The sequence below is a fragment of the Peribacillus sp. YIM B13482 genome (assembly GCF_042787975.1).
In the GTDB taxonomy this organism is placed as follows: Bacteria; Bacillota; Bacilli; order Bacillales; family DSM-1321; genus Peribacillus; species Peribacillus simplex_A.
The window spans coordinates 1-14,959 of sequence record NZ_JBHZPF010000077.1 but is presented as its reverse complement, the minus strand read 5'-3'; the positions used below and the strand labels follow the sequence as shown (position 1 = coordinate 14,959).

The window sequence follows — 14,959 nt, the reverse complement described above, 5'->3', positions numbered from 1 at the left end:
CGTCTTTCAAAACAACACAAGCAATCGGTCGTTCCTGCCATTTTTCGTGAGGCACTGCAATCACCGCCGCCTCAAAGGGTCCTTCATTGGCCATTAATGCATTCTCTATATCAACGGAAGAAATCCACTCACCGCCGCTTTTAATCAAGTCTTTAGTCCTGTCGACGATTTTCACGAATCCTTCTTCATCAATCGTGACAACATCCCCGGTATAAAGCCAGCCATCTTTAAATGTATCCTCTGACCGCTCATCCTTAAAATATTCATTCGCAATCCATGGACCTCTAATTAGTAATTCGCCCATTTCTTTTCCATCAGGTTTTACTTCGCCGTCCTGGCCGATCACTTTAATTTCAATCATTGGCGAGACAAGGCCCTGCTTGGCCTTCAACTCATATAGTTCTTCTTCAGGGAGGTCTTCCTGGTAGCTTTTTGGTTTGGAAACAAAAACGAGCGGGCTTGTTTCAGTCATTCCATAGGCATGCAGGAATGGAATCCCGTACTTTTGTTCAAAGGTTTTAATCATGCTTTTTGGGGCAGCCGACCCTCCGCATAAAACTGCGCGAATGCTGCTCATATCATAGCTACCTTCTTCCAGCTCCTTCAATAGGCCCAGCCATATCGTCGGAACCCCTGCTGCAATTGTAACCTTCTCCGTTTCTATAAGCTCTGCCAAAATTTTTGGGGTGAAGTAGGGTCCAGGCAAAACCATCTTAGTGCCAAACCAAACACTGGCAAAAGGCATGCCCCAAGCATTCACGTGAAACATGGGCACGACTGCAAGGGCCACATCCCGTTCGCTTATTGCTGTAGAATCAGCAAGTCCCAGTGCAATCGCATGCAACAAAATCCCGCGATGTGAATAAACCACACCTTTTGGATTCCCGGTCGTGGCGGAGGTATAACATATGCCGGCAGGAGCATTTTCATCCAAAGCTTGAATGAAGGGCTGTTTTGGATTCCCTTCGGCTAATAACTTTTCATAATGATAAATTGGTGAAAGTGTCGTTTCAGGCAGCTCATCTTTATCGGTCATTAAGATATATCCTTCCACGGTCGTTAACTCATCTTTAATCGCTTCTAACAGGGGGATGACATCCGGATCTATCAGTAATAATCGATCTTCCGCACTATTGATGATATAAGAAACATGTTGAGGAGAGAGACGCATATTAATTGTATGTAGGACAGCGCCATGACAAGGAATCGCAAAATAAGCTTCTAAATGCCGATGATGGTTCCAGGCAAGTGTTCCAACACGGTCACCTGTTTTAATACCGAATTTTTCAAGGTTACTAGCTAGCCTTCTTGTACGCGCAGCAATTTCAGCATACGTAAAAGTGTGAATTCCACCATCCGTACGCGAAACTACCTCTTTCTTCGGAAAATATTTTTCAGCTCTCTCAATGATTTGAGTCATGATTAATGGAGTATCCATCATTCCAATCTCCCCCTTGTATTGAAAACGTATTCATTATATATTCGACCAGAAAAAAAATAATCCTTTATCCCTAGGTGCTTTTTACTTTTAAGACCATACTTTTTCGCTATAGCAGATTGGCTACCCTCATTATTTAAATAACTTTGGTCAACCTGAATCTTGAATTCCTCTGAATAAGTTTGAAAATTACCCCCTTTTTTTTAGCCATAATAAAATTCCCTCCAAGAAATTGTGTAACATCCATGTTTTTTCATGGACTTTTTACACTGTCTACTTTAAGGGGATAATATCAACCAGATCCTTTTTTAAAAATATTCTAATCGTTCAGCTGCAGTTCTAAGAATGTCGGAATTATAGGTCAACGGCCCGTTTTTAAGTTAAAGACAAAGATTAGCGAGGCAACGACCTATTTTTTATGTTTCTTTCCAGAAAAAGAGGTAATAGTAAAGATACAATTATATTTAAAAGGGAGCTCATTTATGGTAAACAAGATAAACGAAGAACTTGAGGCATATTGTGCGAGCGAATATTCAAAGCTATCACGGGTGATCGTATGTGAACCTCGTTATATGGAAATCCGTGAAATCATTAACGAAACGCAAAAAGAGTTTATAGAAAAAAATATCGATAAGGAACTTGCCAGGGAGCAGCACGCCCAATTTATTAAGGCACTTGAACATGAAGGGATTGAAGTCATCAAACTTCCGCCTAAATATACATATCCAGAACAGGTATTTACGAGAGATATCGGTTTCACTCTTGGCAATACCGTTTACGTAGCCGAGATGGCTACAGGTATCAGGCAGGGTGAGGAACTATTATTGAAATCCTGGCTCGAAACGAATGGTATCCCATTTTTCAACCTCCGCGAAAACCATATAGAGGGAGGGGATGTCATTATCGACGGAAAAACCATCTATATTGGAGTCAGTGATAGAACGAATGAAACATCTATTAAGCATCTCCAAACCATATTACCGGAATACGAAATCATTGCGGTGCCTTTCATTGAAAAATTCCTTCATTTAGACTGCGTTTTCAATATCATATCACCAACAGAGGCGCTTATTTTTCCAGAGTCCTTTACAAAAAAAGAGTTGGATTTATTAGCTTCACGTTATGACATAATTGAGGTGACTATAAAAGAACAATTCACATTAGGGACCAATGTGCTTTCCATTGGGAATAAAAAATTATTCAGCCTCCCATGTAATAAAAAGGTAAATAGTCACCTTCGTGAACGCGGATACGAAGTCATAGAAGTTGATATAAGCGAAATCATCAAGTCCGGTGGCTCTTTCCGTTGTTGCACCATGCCATTATTGAGGACAACGAATAAGAAGATTGATCCAGCCTGAGAAGAATGAAAAGATTTTACCGGACTTGCCCTTTTGAAGCCCGGTTTAATTCAACTTTTTCAAACATTATTGTTGATTTTTGTACAAACAAATGAGACCGCTTGAGTGGTCTCTTTATTTTTATGGAGCTCCCGCATCTGTTTGAGGAACAAGGAATAATTAAGGGTTTAGTTCTTTTTTTAAAGCCTTGATTCCATCAAGTACACTTTTAAAATTTTCATCATTATTCAACTTATTTCTTGCATGGAGCAAAACCGGTCTAACAGATTCCACCGAACGTCCAAAATCGTACATCCATTCATATCGAGGAACTATCCAAGTATGAAAGTGGTGGGGAGTATCCTCATTGTAAAAATAATAAACATGTTCTATCCCTAGTACCTCCCTTTGAGCTTTTCTAATCTTGGATAATATGTTTATGTAATCAACCTTCTCCAAGTCATATAATTCATCAAAGCACTTAATATGGCGTTTGGATGCTAAAATAACTAAACCTACAATGGGATATGCAACGTCTTGGTGAGCATGAAAATACTCGGTTTCGACTATTGCACCACCATCCGCTTCTATTTCCCCACTCGTTAAAGCACAGCTTAAACATTCGATTTCAATCGTTTTTCCATTAAACAAAGTCATTTTCCTCATAAATCCCTCCAAAAGAGTACTTAACTAACTGATTTTCGTTAATGTACATAGATTTCTATAATGTTTTTGAAATGACAGGACTTGGATATCCACTTTCTTTTAATTAGTGCAACAGTCTTAAAAGCGTTTCAGAATCCTTTCTATTTAACTGTACAAACTGGCTATGTTTATCCCGCGTCAATTCCACACTATTTTCTTCGGAATTAACCCAAACATAATACACGGGTATCTTCCCTTCATCTTTATCATCATTAAAATAAAAGATATAGTCCGCCTTAGGATGACCTTTCTCCAACTCGTATTTGTCCCAGTCAGCATTCTTAATTATCTCTTTTGTTTTTTCTGTTCTTTCAATCTCTATCTTTTCTTTATATGCTTCGAATTTGTAGTTTTTACCTTCATATTTTTGAATGGAAATATGTTCTTGCTTTGTTGTACAACCTGCGGTAAATGTTATTGATAATAGGCTAAGTGCAAGCAGGAATGGTTTCCTTTTCATTACATGTCATCTCCTCATACCTAGGTGGATTATTTATCCAATATATTTCATTATACTAGTCCACTCAAAAGAGTAATAGGAATGTTTATCGTTTTAAGCAGTAAAAAAAACCTCAAGTTTTTTACTTGTCAGTTCATGCCCCCGGTATCCCTTGGGCTATAGCCTGCGTTCAACCAAACCCAACCGAAAACCATGCTTATCACACCTGTCAATCGGATGAGTGAACGATTGACTTTTTTGGAAAAAGAAATTTTGACAAAGGGGATGCTTAAAATCGTCGTGAACAGAAGCTTGCCTAAACAGAGACCCACACCCACACCAGTATGATAATGTAAATGGTACCCTGCCAGGCTGCTTAACGAGGAAAGCATTTCATCGAGATCTGTAATGATTTTCCCATCCACTTCATGTTTCAATAATAATGAGCCCAGATGACTATATCCTTCCAATAAGAGTACAGAGTCCTTCTCATCTGAAGGATTCGAAAAGCAAGTGATCCATTATCAGCCTTTTACCATCAAAATCAGCTCAGTTTCCTGCATTGCCTGCTCAACCATCGTTTTGTATACCTTTTTCGCCGACTGTGTCGTCAACATCATTGTGGCCCCTTCTTCCAAACCTTTTGAAAAGACATGTCTAAAGTTTGATAATATTGAAATATCCTTGCTATAATTTCAAGAGATAGTCTTTATTAAAAAGAGATTGAAAGGGGAATGTAAAATGAATTATGTAAAAAATCAGCTAACGGTTATGCGCAGCAGTCTTTTAAAAGAAATCGAGGGAATCAAACCAGAGTTCATGGATGTGCAGCCTGAAGGTTTTAATAATACAATCCATTGGCATCTTGGACATGTCCTTACTGCAGCCGAAAATTTTTTATTGAAATCCAACAGTGAATTGCCAGCGAATTACAGCCAGCTATTTGGATATGGCTCGAAACCCTCCGACTGGACCGGGGATGTACCTTCCGTTGAAGTTTTAAAGCAACAGCTGCAAGAACAACTTGGCCGACTTCTTGAAATTCCTGAAGAACGATTGACAGAGAAAACAGCAAAGCCTTTCAACGGAATGGAAACAGTGGGGGAATTCATTAATTTCGTAGTCTTGCACGAAGCCAATCACATTGGACAAATTCATGCAATGAAACTCTTCATTCAATCTACTAACTGATTAAGCCACAGGCTGTCACTCTGAAAATGGGTGACAGTTTTTTTTATGAACAAGGATTTGATTTCATGCATAATAGGAGTTACATATATGAACCCATTAAAGTAACGCTTCTAATTTATTAGAGGGGATTTTTTTGAAATGACCATTGATCGCATTACCCCTGACTTCCAACCATTTAACCATAGGGTTTCAACAACAACATTAAATGGCATCTAGGTCACCCCCTGTTTGTATCGGAAAAATTCTTTCTTGACCACCCTAAAAAGTCGGCAATTTCCCTGCGTAATATGCTGATTCATTCGCTGAAGGCACTAGTCCTTCCGAATGGATAAACGCCGTTCCAGCCATTGAAGTACTGAGTCGACAATTCAAAGAATAATACGACCGCCTTCTCTCCATTCCCGAAGAACGCCTGAATGAAAAACTAGAGAAACCTTTCAAAGGTTTTATAACGTATGGCGAAATGGTCAATCTTGCGGCTATTTGACGAAAACTTTTCATATGGGTCAAATTCTGCGCTTCTGCGAAGATCGATGCTGTAGGCCAATTATCAAAATGAGCCCCCGCTAAGGCGAGGGCTTTCATTTTTTCATTCTTTCTCCGTACACGTCTTCTCAAGTCATCTGGTCCTGGTTATCCATATAATCACTGTATGCTTTTTCTGCTGCGGCTTCCGAAGAGAACAATGCATCATCATCTTCAATAGTATGAAATGTATCGTTCAAGAACAAGGCAACTGCATTTGGATCTTTGGGATGCGGGACAATTTCCGCTGCCCTTATATTCGAAACGGTAGGAACATGGGGATTATTATAAATCACAAAAACCTCGTCGCCGACTTGAACCTCTTTCGCGTTGATTACACCCATTGAATTCTTCCTTTCCATTACTGATTTCCTTTAGTTTATGGAAAGATGCTTAGAATTATTTATGACAAATACCAGGCCTCGTAAAGCGGCATTATGTGAATGGGGCCCCTTCTATATGAAGGAGCCCGACATTCACTTAAGCATATTCATCTTCTGCAGAAAATCGATTGGATGCTGTTTCCGGAAAAATTCCCTTAGCATGTAGGCCACACCATCTTGATCATTGGAGCGCGTCACCCATTTTGCCACTTTCCTAACTTCCTCATCCGCATTGCCCATGGCAACACCCAGACCAGAACAGGCAATCATCTCCATATCATCCAATCCATCTCCAATCGAGACGATTTCCGTTCTTTTCACCTCTAAATGATCAGCTAAATACAATACACCACTCCATTTAGAAACACCCTTTGGAACAATTGTCAGCTTATGTCCTGGATGCAAGATTGCATCTACCTCAGGGAACATTTCCTTTATTAATTTCAGCATATCATTTTGATCACTTTTTTCTGAAAATATTATATCCATTTTCGTAGGGGCCATCGGCTGGTCAATGAGCTCTTCACTGATATCATCCACATAATTTTGCGCATAAATATTTTGATCATTCAGATACATAACCGTTTTGCCAAGTAAATTCTCCGGGAGGTTCACCCGATTTCCCAGCGAGTATTTTTCATGGACGAGCAAAATTTGGCACGTGGCCTTTTCAAGCATTTGTACAAGCTCTGCAGTCAGTTCTTCTGAAATTCTTTTTACCATAATGGGCTTTTCAATGGAAGCTCCGACAAAAGCTCCTTGCTGAGCAACGATCATCGGATTTATTTTTAGGGCTTTGGCCACTTTTTTTGCTGAATGATAGTTTCTTGAAGTTACAAGTGCAACATGGACACCTTTTTGGTGTACATAATCGATTGCTTCTTTAGTCGATTTATTTAAACGGCCATTCGACTGGAGCAATGTCCCGTCGATATTGACCGCAAGTAGACGATATACCATGCTGATCTCCCCCATCTGTAGTATCCTCTTTCAAATTTATGACTAAAATTTAGAGAGTAGAACAAATAGTAGTTCATGACCCTTGCATACGGTACATTCTTGGGAACAAAAAAACTCCCAACCATTATAGAAGGGAGTCTCCAACTCTTATTGCTGTTGCTCAGGCAAGCCATATAAATCTTCAAGCGGCTTCATGATAATTTTATTGAGGTCTGCGATTACCATGCTCATCCGTTGTTCAGCTTCCATCAATTGTGAGATGGTTGGGTTTTGTTGGACAAGCTGTACCGTCTTTTGTGCTTGCTCAACCTCTTCTGGAGCGATCTCCTGTCCCATCATTTGCTTTTGCTGCAATGACATCTGCAGATTGCGGAAGTTTTCAAACATTCCTTTTGTTGCTTCATCAGAATTGACAAGATCATATAAGCGTTGCAAGTCGGCATATTCATTACTTGCCCTAATCGCCTTTTCCATTTCGTACGCTGCATCATATACGTTATTCATTTATTTCCCCTCCCTGTAATCATTGTATTCCTACATCTTTTCCACTATAACAAATCCGCTTGAGAATTACACGTCATCCTATTAAAACAGTTACGAAACCTTGAAATAAACCGATGATTCCACCAAGCAAAGCCCCGAGGTATGTGATCATGGACAATTCTCTCTTAGTGATTGAAACGACCATTTCCTCAAGCCGGGACACCGAAAATGACGAAACCTGTTCTTCCACGATATCGTCCAAGTGAAGTTTTTGGAATAGCGGCTGAAAATGATTGATTAAATACTCGGCACCTTTTCCCACGAAAATCGGGACACCTTTTTCCACAATGGTGTTAGTGAAACTGGCTGTCAATTCTCGAACTGGCTTATTCATGATAGAAGAGACTGGCATCATTTCTGCCGTTTTTTCGGTAATCAATTGTCTAATCGTTTCTTTACCGATCAATTCCTCGATTTTCTCTACATCCCATTTCTCCAGATTTCCCCACTCTTTCATCATCATCCCTGACAATATATCAATCGTTCGGGATTGTTCAAAGAATTTTATGATTTCCGGCTGGATCTTATCAATTAACTTTTCGTTTCCAATGAACATCTGAATTAAATTGATCATCTTGCCCCGTTCCTTGAAGAAATCATCCAACATGTCTTCAAGACGGCCTTTGCCTTCTGCACTGTTAAAATACTCTTTTCCCTTTTTTACGATGAATCGTGACATATCAGGAATCGAGTCAAGGGCTTTTTGCTGAATCTGCGGCGGGACGATATCCTTCAAGCTTTTGTTCCGGTTCTCTTCCGACCATGTTTCATATTTACCAAGAATGAATGCTTGTAATCTCTGTTCTATCGAGAATGAAGAATTCTTCATTCCCAATTGATCAAGCAATTGAGCAGTACTTTTTTCCGTGGACAATGCTTTCTTTACTTCTGCCTGAACGAAAATTTTCATATTCTGTATAGAGGCATCATTGATGACTTTACTTTGGATGCTCTCTGCCGTGATTAAATGATCAACCACCAACTTACCCAACTGTTTCGCTAACTCATCCTGCCGCTTCGGGATCAACCCTGGTGTCAACGGCAGCTGTTTCCCGAAAATATAGATTGGTTTATAAGGTCTGAATAGCATTCGGATAGCCAATAAATTGGTGAAACCTCCTATTACAGCACCTACGACGACCATAAACAGTATCTTTATCCAAAACTCATCCAAGAAAATTTCTCCTTTTATTGCTTGAACTATGGGCTTAATGACACCTTCTGATAAAAAAAACATAGAATGTGTTATCCACTTTTGCCCATCATTTAATTATAAAAGGATATCAAACTTAGTGCAAACGGGGAATTATTATGAACCTTAACCATCAGAAAGTTTTCATTACGGTAAACCCTGCAGTGACTAGAAAGAAGGCGCTTCTGTTTATCGAAGAAAAACTATTTGAGGAATGGGGCCTTCAATTTGGAGAACCCGTTACGATCATGGCTGGATGCCGTTCCGTCCCTGTGCTTGTCCAACCATTCCCTTCATCAATGCCTACATTGAAACTTTCATTTGACATGAACCAGATTTTATCCTTACCTGCTTTTCCAGATCCAATTTCCGTCTCATTTCATAAGGAAGGAAGGTCAATCAAAATAGGCCCTTTCTTCGCTGCACTCATGAACCAGACTCCCTTGCAAGACGGGACATTCGGCGAAATGGAAAAATTTTATCAGGAAATGAAATCATACTGTAATCAACAGGGTATCCCCTTCTATTTAGTAAAACTTCAGTCGCTTAAAGATGGAGTAGTAGAAGGATATCAGACAGGGCCAGATGGCTGGCACATCTTGCCCCTCCCCATTCCTGATGTCTTTTATAACAGGATTCATTCGCGCAAACTTGAAGCATCGCATTCTTTCGAGCTGTTCAAAAATGAACTGGAGGCACTGTCGATACCGATGTTCAATGGAAGGTTCCTTTCCAAATATGATGTACATGAGCTATTGATCTCAGAAAATGATTTGCTGCCAAATTTGCCTGATACGATACCTTTTAACAAAAAGGAGCCGTTCTTGACATTTATAGAAAAGCATTCGGTAATCTACTTCAAACCGGCATCTGGCAGTCAAGGCAGGAATATTTGCAGGTTAACGCAAGTAGCTGAAAAATGGAAAATCGAGCACTCCGGACATCTCCGGGATGTACATTTTGCAGATACGGATGAAAAATTGTATAACGCCTTAAAAAGATTTTCCAGAAAACAAGCCTTCATTCTTCAAAAGGGGATTTCCCTTTTCGAAACTGATCAGAGAAAAGTTGATTTCCGCATACTGCTTCACCGGAATGATCAGCTTCAATGGAAAGTTACATCAATGGTTGCCCGGATTGGAGACCCAGGCACTATTGTTTCCAATCTTGCACAAGGCGGATTAATGAAAAACGGGCCAGATTTCCTAAGGGAAGCATTTGACCTTCATGAAGCCAGCCACATATATCAAAAGCTCGTACGGCTGGCTAAAAACGCAGCCCAGGCCTTGGTCGAAAACCATGACGATTCATTCGGCGAGCTCGGAATCGATTTAGCACTGGATACCGATACACACCCATGGATCATTGAAGTGAATTCGAAACCATCGAAAAAATTTCAAGGCAGCTATGAAATCTTTCGTCCATCAGTAAAATCCATCATAGATTTCATGCTCGTCCTTAACCGCGAAAACTATCCATAAAAGGAGTTGCTAGCACGTGTTAATAGGATTAATGGCCACGTCGGATTCACATGAAAACAATTACTTCACCGAAATAGCCAAAACCGCTAAATCATTTAATATGAAAGTTTGTAAATTCACACCGGAAAATATTGATAGGGATCTAAAAAAAGTGCGGGGCGAGCATTTTGATGCCGAGAATGAAACATGGATTCCAACGTCCTTTGATTTACCTGATTTTGTATATGATCGCTGTTTTCATGGATTATCCCGTGAGTCAACGGAAACGCGAGATAAAATCGATTGGTTAAAAGATAACTCGAATTTCTTAGGGCTTGGACTTCCTGGTAAATGGGAAGTTTACCAAATCCTAAAAAATCATCCACTCCTACAGGCATTTTTCCCAGAGACCTTTCAAGTGACAACACCTGAAGATATTACCGATCATTTGGAACGCCTGGATAAGGTGATTATTAAACCTGAATTCGGTGCAGGCGGTACAGGTATCTATCTTCTATCAAAAACCGCAGACGGAACTTTGGTTTCCATGACGAAAAAAGGCACCAAATACGATCGCCAATTCACCTCCACATCTCAGCTGAACAAATGGCTGCATCATTTATTAAATCGATACCGTTACCTTTGCCAGCCATATTTGGATCTTTGCAACGAAAAAAACGAGCCATTCGATTTACGAATTTTACTACAAAAAAACGAGAAGAATCAATGGATGGAACGGGGCCGCGGAATTCGCACTGGACAAAAAGACGGAATTACATCAAATCTCGCCACGGGCGGGGAAGCCATTTCATTGGATACTTTCATCAAAAAAAACCCGGAAACGATTTCGATTGCTGTCGAACAAAAGATCCAGCATATCCTTCGCACCCTTCCTAGAGAAACCGAGGCCGTTTTTGAAAGGTTATTCGAGTTGGGAATTGATCTAGGTATCGATAAAAAAGGGCAAATATGGATAATGGACATCAACTCGAAACCCGGCAGGAAAATCATTCAGGCAATTCAGCCGGAGGCCATGAAAGATATTCATCGTGCACCATTTCAATATAGCCGGTATTTAGCCGATCATCTTCAGAAAGCAGGTGAATAGAAAGTGAGAAAGACTTATCCTGCCGAAATTGCCGCTATCCCTGGCAATGTTCTATTCTACCCTTCAGAGCTTGGAGATTTGGCAGAGATTGAATTAATTTATTTCGGGCGGCATTCATGTCCTGCCATCGTTAAACAAAACCCGGCCATCAATCAATCAATCGTCCTATCAGAAAGTCTTGCGGAATCGCTAATATTCGATCAGACCGATATTCCTCTTCATTTATTCATATACGGCAAGAGCATCCATATTGGTCCGCTTGTCGGAATTTTTTCTTCAGGCTTCACTGGCATTTCCAACAAACCATTGGGGGAGAGATCGGATTTTTTTGCAAAGCTCCTTTCACTGAGCCGGACAACAGGCTGTATCCCCTTTGTTTTTGGAGAAAATGTAATCAATTGGGATGAGGAGACAATCAAAGGTTATGTGTTTGAGAACGATGACTGGCACATTTGTGAATTTCCTTTTCCAAATGTCATCTATGACCGCCTCCCCAATCGTTTGACGGAAAACCGCGATGGACCAAAAGAGGTGAAGCATAAATTTCAAAAAGAATATACCATTCCATGGTATAATCCAGGTTTTTTCAATAAATGGGATGTAAATGAAAGGTTATGCGCGGATGAGCGGGCACTGCCTTATTTACCTGAAACGTATCCATTTCAATCCATATCCGTGGTGGAAACCCTTCTTTCCCATTACCGCCAAGTTTATATTAAACCAATTCACGGCAGTCTCGGACTAGGCATTCATCAAATTATTTATGATAAGCATGAAGATGTTTACTATTGCCGCTATAAAAATGAGGCAAAAGAAAATAAATTGCAAAAGTTTTCCACATTGGAAGCCATCGTTAAACATATCTTTCATGACCGACCCCTTGAGAATCTTATCGTACAGCAGGGCGTCCCATTAATTCGATCTGAAAAACGCCCTGTAGATTTCCGGGTCCATACGAACAAGGACAGTAATGGAATATGGCAGGTAACCGCGATCGCCGCAAAAATAGCCGGTGCCGGCAGCGTCACGACCCATATTAAAAGCGGGGGCGTCATCAAAACGGTTGCCGAACTGTTTGGAGATGACGATGAGGCGAAAGAAGTCGAACGAAAGCTATCGGAGGCTGCACTGGTTTTAAGTGATAGTATGGAAAGGCACTTGGACGGCATCATTGCAGAAATAGGTTTTGATTTTGGATTGGATAAAAAAGGGCAGGTTTGGATGTTTGAGGCCAATTCCAAACCAGGACGTTCTATCTTTTCCCATCCAAAGCTCAAGGATTTCGAATTGCTAACCAGAAAGCTAAGCCTTGATTATGCCATTTATCTTACGGAACAGACCATTACAAATTCAATCAGTGTACAGCGATGAACATTTTCTACGATATCCCCTCTGAAAACTGGTACCACACCGAAGAGAATGCGGAACTTTTCGCCGGAGCTGCCGTAGAGGAAATAAGCTATAAAAAGGACCATTTGAATCAACCCCTAATTCCAATCACAGTATTTCCAGGTAACCGGATGCTTGTCGTTGGAATTTTGACTGCTTCCAATCCCAAAAAGGAATCAGGCTTGGGAGGAAACTTGACCCTTTTTCGGGACCTATCATCATTTTTATTGAAGCACGGGATTCTGACCTTTGCATTCACAGGAAATGCCCTTCACTCCGAGACGTTGAGAGGGTATGTTTTTTCCTCCATTTCAAACAAGTGGATTGAGTGTAAGATGCCGCTCCCAGACATCGTCTATAACCGAATCCCCTCAAGGGGCTATGAGGCGTCAGAGGAATTCCAACGTCTTATCACTCACCTTAAAGAATATAGAATGAACTTATTCAACCCTTGTTTTCTTGATAAATATGTAATGTTCGAAGCTTTAATGGAAGATGGATCCCTCACCAATCACCTTCCACCCACCATGATTCTAAGGAACAGCGATTGCCTGGATGCTTTTCTGGAAACCCACAGGCATATATACCTTAAACCCTGCAAAGGAAGCCAAGGGAAGGGCATTTATACGATCATCAAAAATCATGATGATACGCTTTTGTTCAATAGCCTGAAGCATAGTGAATCCTTCCCTGATTTCACCTCATTCTGGGAAACGAAAAAAAAGGATTTATTAAAAAGAAGCTACCTTGCCCAACAGGCGATCAGCCCAAAAAAACTTCTTGGACATCGTTACGATTACCGGATTCTCGTCCATTATGAAAAAGGTTTTTATAAAGTGACCGGCAAAGCAGTAAGGATGTCACAAACTCAGGAAATCACTACCCACACTCCACAAGGGGGTAAGCTTTTCCCTTATCAAAACCTGCAATCAAGAAGCTTGAATCTAAAATTAGCGAATATCGCTCAAAAATGCGGAGAGATTCTTTCTAATAAAGTCGGTTTTCTCGGTGAGTTTTCCATTGATATTGGGGAAGACGAAACAGGCTCGCTCTTCATATACGAAGTGAACTCAAAGCCCATGCAGTTCGATGAAGAGGAAATTGAAGTCAACAGGCTTTTGCATTTAAAAAACCTTTTCATCGAATTAACTTTTTCCAACCTGAAAATAAAATAACACCTCCAGCTGCCGCTTTCCATTATAATGAAATGAGAGACAGCATATATGGAGGTTATACATATGATCACCCATTTTCAATGGTCACCACTGCATAAAAATTTGCCAGGATGGAAAATTTCCTTTTATTTCAACAAGCAGGCAGTTCAAGCCATATATCATAAAGATGGATCCATCGAGTGGACAGCCAACAAACCTTCTGAAACAGAAGAAACCAAACTAAAAAGCATGATACATGACTTAATGGTCTATCATGTATATGAATGAACCCTATCCCCCTTTTGATTTTGAAACCCCTGAACAGTATAAAAAACTCTCCTTTGCCTAAACTAAAGAAAAGGCTGGAGGGATTTATTTTGGATAAAGAAAAAATGACATTTTTGAAGGATACCGAATATGATGGCAAGGACTCTGTTTTCCTGGATATCGACCGTATCATCAATGAAGGAATGGCAGGCGGAAATGTGTATGAAGTAGCTAACCTTCAAAACATCGAGGAAGCACATGATTTTTATGATGAAACAGATCCCAATATCAATAAATAAACCCAGTAGGGGCTCTCTTTGGAGGGCCCTGAACCAATCGGAATACAAAGAGTGAATCACCAATTCTATAGGTCAGGTAGAAATCCGACTAAGTTTTCAATAGAGGTACATAAGGACAAAAAGAAAATACGAACTAAGCTCTTTTCCTTTAGCTATGACTAGTACACCCCTAATTCAAGGATCAAATATCCTTATATACCAAATACTGTCAATACCCCGAACATTTCCCCTCTCACTTTTTCATAACCATTTCTAGATTGTGCAAGTGCTTCTTTTTCATTTGAACTTTTTACATATATATTAATTTCCTTTGCCAGTTTTTCACGAGTTTTGATAAAATCCATAACCTGTGTTTTTAAATTATCGGTAAAGTATTCAACCATTCCAAACATCAATAGCCCTAATGTCCGTGCGATCATTTGACCGGACATTCCTTATGATTTGTTATTATTTAAAGAATAAAAAAACAACTTCCTCACGGAAGTTGTTTCAGTTTGTAGACAAAAGGGGTTCGGAATTAAAAAATTCCGAACCCCTTTTTGAGATTCCCTTTGAATTTTTGCCTG

18 protein-coding genes are annotated in these 14,959 nt (G+C 40.1%); 8 read left to right on the top strand and 10 right to left on the bottom strand.

The features are described from left to right. On the bottom strand, positions 1–1,441 hold a 1,441-nt coding region (locus tag ACFX4L_RS23240; RefSeq protein ID WP_377386870.1), incomplete at its 3' end, for a long-chain fatty acid--CoA ligase. Positions 1,442–1,920: 479 nt separating this feature from the next. On the opposite strand from ACFX4L_RS23240, the gene ACFX4L_RS23235 reads away from it, so the two are divergent. Then, complete coding sequence (locus tag ACFX4L_RS23235; protein WP_284471512.1) at positions 1,921–2,799, top strand: dimethylarginine dimethylaminohydrolase family protein; 879 nt, start codon at positions 1,921–1,923, stop codon at positions 2,797–2,799. Positions 2,800–2,958: 159 nt separating this feature from the next. On the opposite strand, the gene ACFX4L_RS23230 is transcribed toward ACFX4L_RS23235, so the two are convergent. The 3 genes from ACFX4L_RS23230 to ACFX4L_RS23220 form a co-directional block, all read right to left on the bottom strand. Further along, positions 2,959–3,444: an HIT family protein gene (locus tag ACFX4L_RS23230; protein ID WP_377406359.1), complete on the bottom strand. Its 486-nt coding sequence runs from the start codon at positions 3,442–3,444 to the stop codon at positions 2,959–2,961. 103 nt (positions 3,445–3,547) lie between these two features. Then, positions 3,548–3,943, bottom strand: a complete 396-nt coding sequence (locus ACFX4L_RS23225; RefSeq protein ID WP_377386876.1) for a hypothetical protein — start codon at positions 3,941–3,943, stop codon at positions 3,548–3,550. 128 nt (positions 3,944–4,071) lie between these two features. Beyond that, a complete protein-coding gene (locus ACFX4L_RS23220) occupies positions 4,072–4,392 on the bottom strand; it encodes a hypothetical protein (RefSeq protein ID WP_377386879.1) in 321 nt (106 codons plus the stop codon). 271 nt (positions 4,393–4,663) lie between these two features. Between ACFX4L_RS23220 and ACFX4L_RS23215 the strand changes: the two genes are divergently transcribed. After that, positions 4,664–5,113 (top strand): DinB family protein, encoded by a 450-nt coding sequence (locus ACFX4L_RS23215; protein ID WP_377406357.1) that lies wholly within the window; start codon positions 4,664–4,666, stop codon positions 5,111–5,113. 258 nt (positions 5,114–5,371) lie between these two features. Here ACFX4L_RS23215 and ACFX4L_RS23210 read toward each other — a convergent pair whose 3' ends face one another. The 5 genes from ACFX4L_RS23210 to ACFX4L_RS23190 all read right to left on the bottom strand — a co-directional run bounded on the left by ACFX4L_RS23210 (position 5,372) and on the right by ACFX4L_RS23190 (position 8,698). Continuing rightward, positions 5,372–5,731 carry a hypothetical protein gene (locus ACFX4L_RS23210; protein ID WP_377406354.1) on the bottom strand — a complete coding sequence of 120 codons (360 nt, stop codon included), beginning with the start codon at positions 5,729–5,731 and terminating at the stop codon, positions 5,372–5,374. Beyond that, positions 5,728–6,000, bottom strand: coding sequence for a transcriptional regulator SplA domain-containing protein (locus ACFX4L_RS23205; RefSeq protein ID WP_311627337.1), 273 nt, complete (start codon positions 5,998–6,000; stop codon positions 5,728–5,730). Before ACFX4L_RS23205 ends, ACFX4L_RS23210 begins: the two co-directional genes overlap by 4 nt. A 114-nt stretch (positions 6,001–6,114) precedes the next feature. Further along, positions 6,115–6,981: a Cof-type HAD-IIB family hydrolase gene (locus ACFX4L_RS23200; RefSeq protein WP_061465992.1), complete on the bottom strand. Its 867-nt coding sequence runs from the start codon at positions 6,979–6,981 to the stop codon at positions 6,115–6,117. A gap of 147 nt (positions 6,982–7,128) precedes the next feature. Beyond that, complete coding sequence (locus ACFX4L_RS23195) at positions 7,129–7,485, bottom strand: YlbF/YmcA family competence regulator (RefSeq protein WP_061461998.1); 357 nt, start codon at positions 7,483–7,485, stop codon at positions 7,129–7,131. 73 nt (positions 7,486–7,558) lie between these two features. Beyond that, positions 7,559–8,698, bottom strand: coding sequence for a DUF445 domain-containing protein (locus tag ACFX4L_RS23190; RefSeq protein ID WP_377386884.1), 1,140 nt, complete (start codon positions 8,696–8,698; stop codon positions 7,559–7,561). A 137-nt stretch (positions 8,699–8,835) separates the two neighbouring features. Between ACFX4L_RS23190 and ACFX4L_RS23185 the strand changes: the two genes are divergently transcribed. From ACFX4L_RS23185 to ACFX4L_RS23160, 6 genes are all read left to right on the top strand, one after another. Further along, on the top strand, positions 8,836–10,197 hold the full coding sequence (locus tag ACFX4L_RS23185) for a YheC/YheD family endospore coat-associated protein (protein ID WP_377406352.1): 1,362 nt from the start codon (positions 8,836–8,838) through the stop codon (positions 10,195–10,197). A 16-nt stretch (positions 10,198–10,213) separates the two neighbouring features. After that, a complete protein-coding gene (locus ACFX4L_RS23180; RefSeq protein WP_377406350.1) occupies positions 10,214–11,284 on the top strand; it encodes a YheC/YheD family endospore coat-associated protein in 1,071 nt (356 codons plus the stop codon). Positions 11,285–11,287: 3 nt separating this feature from the next. After that, positions 11,288–12,655 carry a YheC/YheD family endospore coat-associated protein gene (locus tag ACFX4L_RS23175; protein WP_284471521.1) on the top strand — a complete coding sequence of 456 codons (1,368 nt, stop codon included), beginning with the start codon at positions 11,288–11,290 and terminating at the stop codon, positions 12,653–12,655. Continuing rightward, positions 12,652–13,848 (top strand): YheC/YheD family endospore coat-associated protein, encoded by a 1,197-nt coding sequence (locus ACFX4L_RS23170; protein WP_377386891.1) that lies wholly within the window; start codon positions 12,652–12,654, stop codon positions 13,846–13,848. The genes ACFX4L_RS23175 and ACFX4L_RS23170 overlap by 4 nt, the downstream gene beginning before the upstream one ends. A gap of 63 nt (positions 13,849–13,911) precedes the next feature. Beyond that, a complete protein-coding gene (locus ACFX4L_RS23165; RefSeq protein ID WP_061461992.1) occupies positions 13,912–14,115 on the top strand; it encodes a YheE family protein in 204 nt (67 codons plus the stop codon). A gap of 89 nt (positions 14,116–14,204) precedes the next feature. After that, positions 14,205–14,393, top strand: coding sequence for a hypothetical protein (locus ACFX4L_RS23160; protein ID WP_061461991.1), 189 nt, complete (start codon positions 14,205–14,207; stop codon positions 14,391–14,393). A 191-nt stretch (positions 14,394–14,584) separates the two neighbouring features. Here ACFX4L_RS23160 and ACFX4L_RS23155 read toward each other — a convergent pair whose 3' ends face one another. Beyond that, positions 14,585–14,812, bottom strand: a complete 228-nt coding sequence (locus ACFX4L_RS23155) for a hypothetical protein (RefSeq protein WP_377386894.1) — start codon at positions 14,810–14,812, stop codon at positions 14,585–14,587. Positions 14,813–14,959 lie beyond the last annotated feature (147 nt).

Bases quoted from the DNA above. Each gene is read 5' to 3' on its own strand.
- ACFX4L_RS23155 (WP_377386894.1), bottom strand. From the start codon at position 14,812: ATGATCGCACGGACATTAGGGCTATTGATGTTTGGAATGGTTGAATAC.
- ACFX4L_RS23225 (WP_377386876.1), bottom strand. From the start codon at position 3,943: ATGAAAAGGAAACCATTCCTGCTTGCACTTAGCCTATTATCAATAACA.
- ACFX4L_RS23235 (WP_284471512.1), top strand. From the start codon at position 1,921: ATGGTAAACAAGATAAACGAAGAACTTGAGGCATATTGTGCGAGCGAA.
- ACFX4L_RS23195 (WP_061461998.1), bottom strand. From the start codon at position 7,485: ATGAATAACGTATATGATGCAGCGTACGAAATGGAAAAGGCGATTAGG.
- ACFX4L_RS23170 (WP_377386891.1), top strand. From the start codon at position 12,652: ATGAACATTTTCTACGATATCCCCTCTGAAAACTGGTACCACACCGAA.
- ACFX4L_RS23165 (WP_061461992.1), top strand. From the start codon at position 13,912: ATGATCACCCATTTTCAATGGTCACCACTGCATAAAAATTTGCCAGGA.
- ACFX4L_RS23230 (WP_377406359.1), bottom strand. From the start codon at position 3,444: ATGAGGAAAATGACTTTGTTTAATGGAAAAACGATTGAAATCGAATGT.
- ACFX4L_RS23185 (WP_377406352.1), top strand. From the start codon at position 8,836: ATGAACCTTAACCATCAGAAAGTTTTCATTACGGTAAACCCTGCAGTG.
- ACFX4L_RS23205 (WP_311627337.1), bottom strand. From the start codon at position 6,000: ATGGAAAGGAAGAATTCAATGGGTGTAATCAACGCGAAAGAGGTTCAA.
- ACFX4L_RS23200 (WP_061465992.1), bottom strand. From the start codon at position 6,981: ATGGTATATCGTCTACTTGCGGTCAATATCGACGGGACATTGCTCCAG.
- ACFX4L_RS23215 (WP_377406357.1), top strand. From the start codon at position 4,664: ATGAATTATGTAAAAAATCAGCTAACGGTTATGCGCAGCAGTCTTTTA.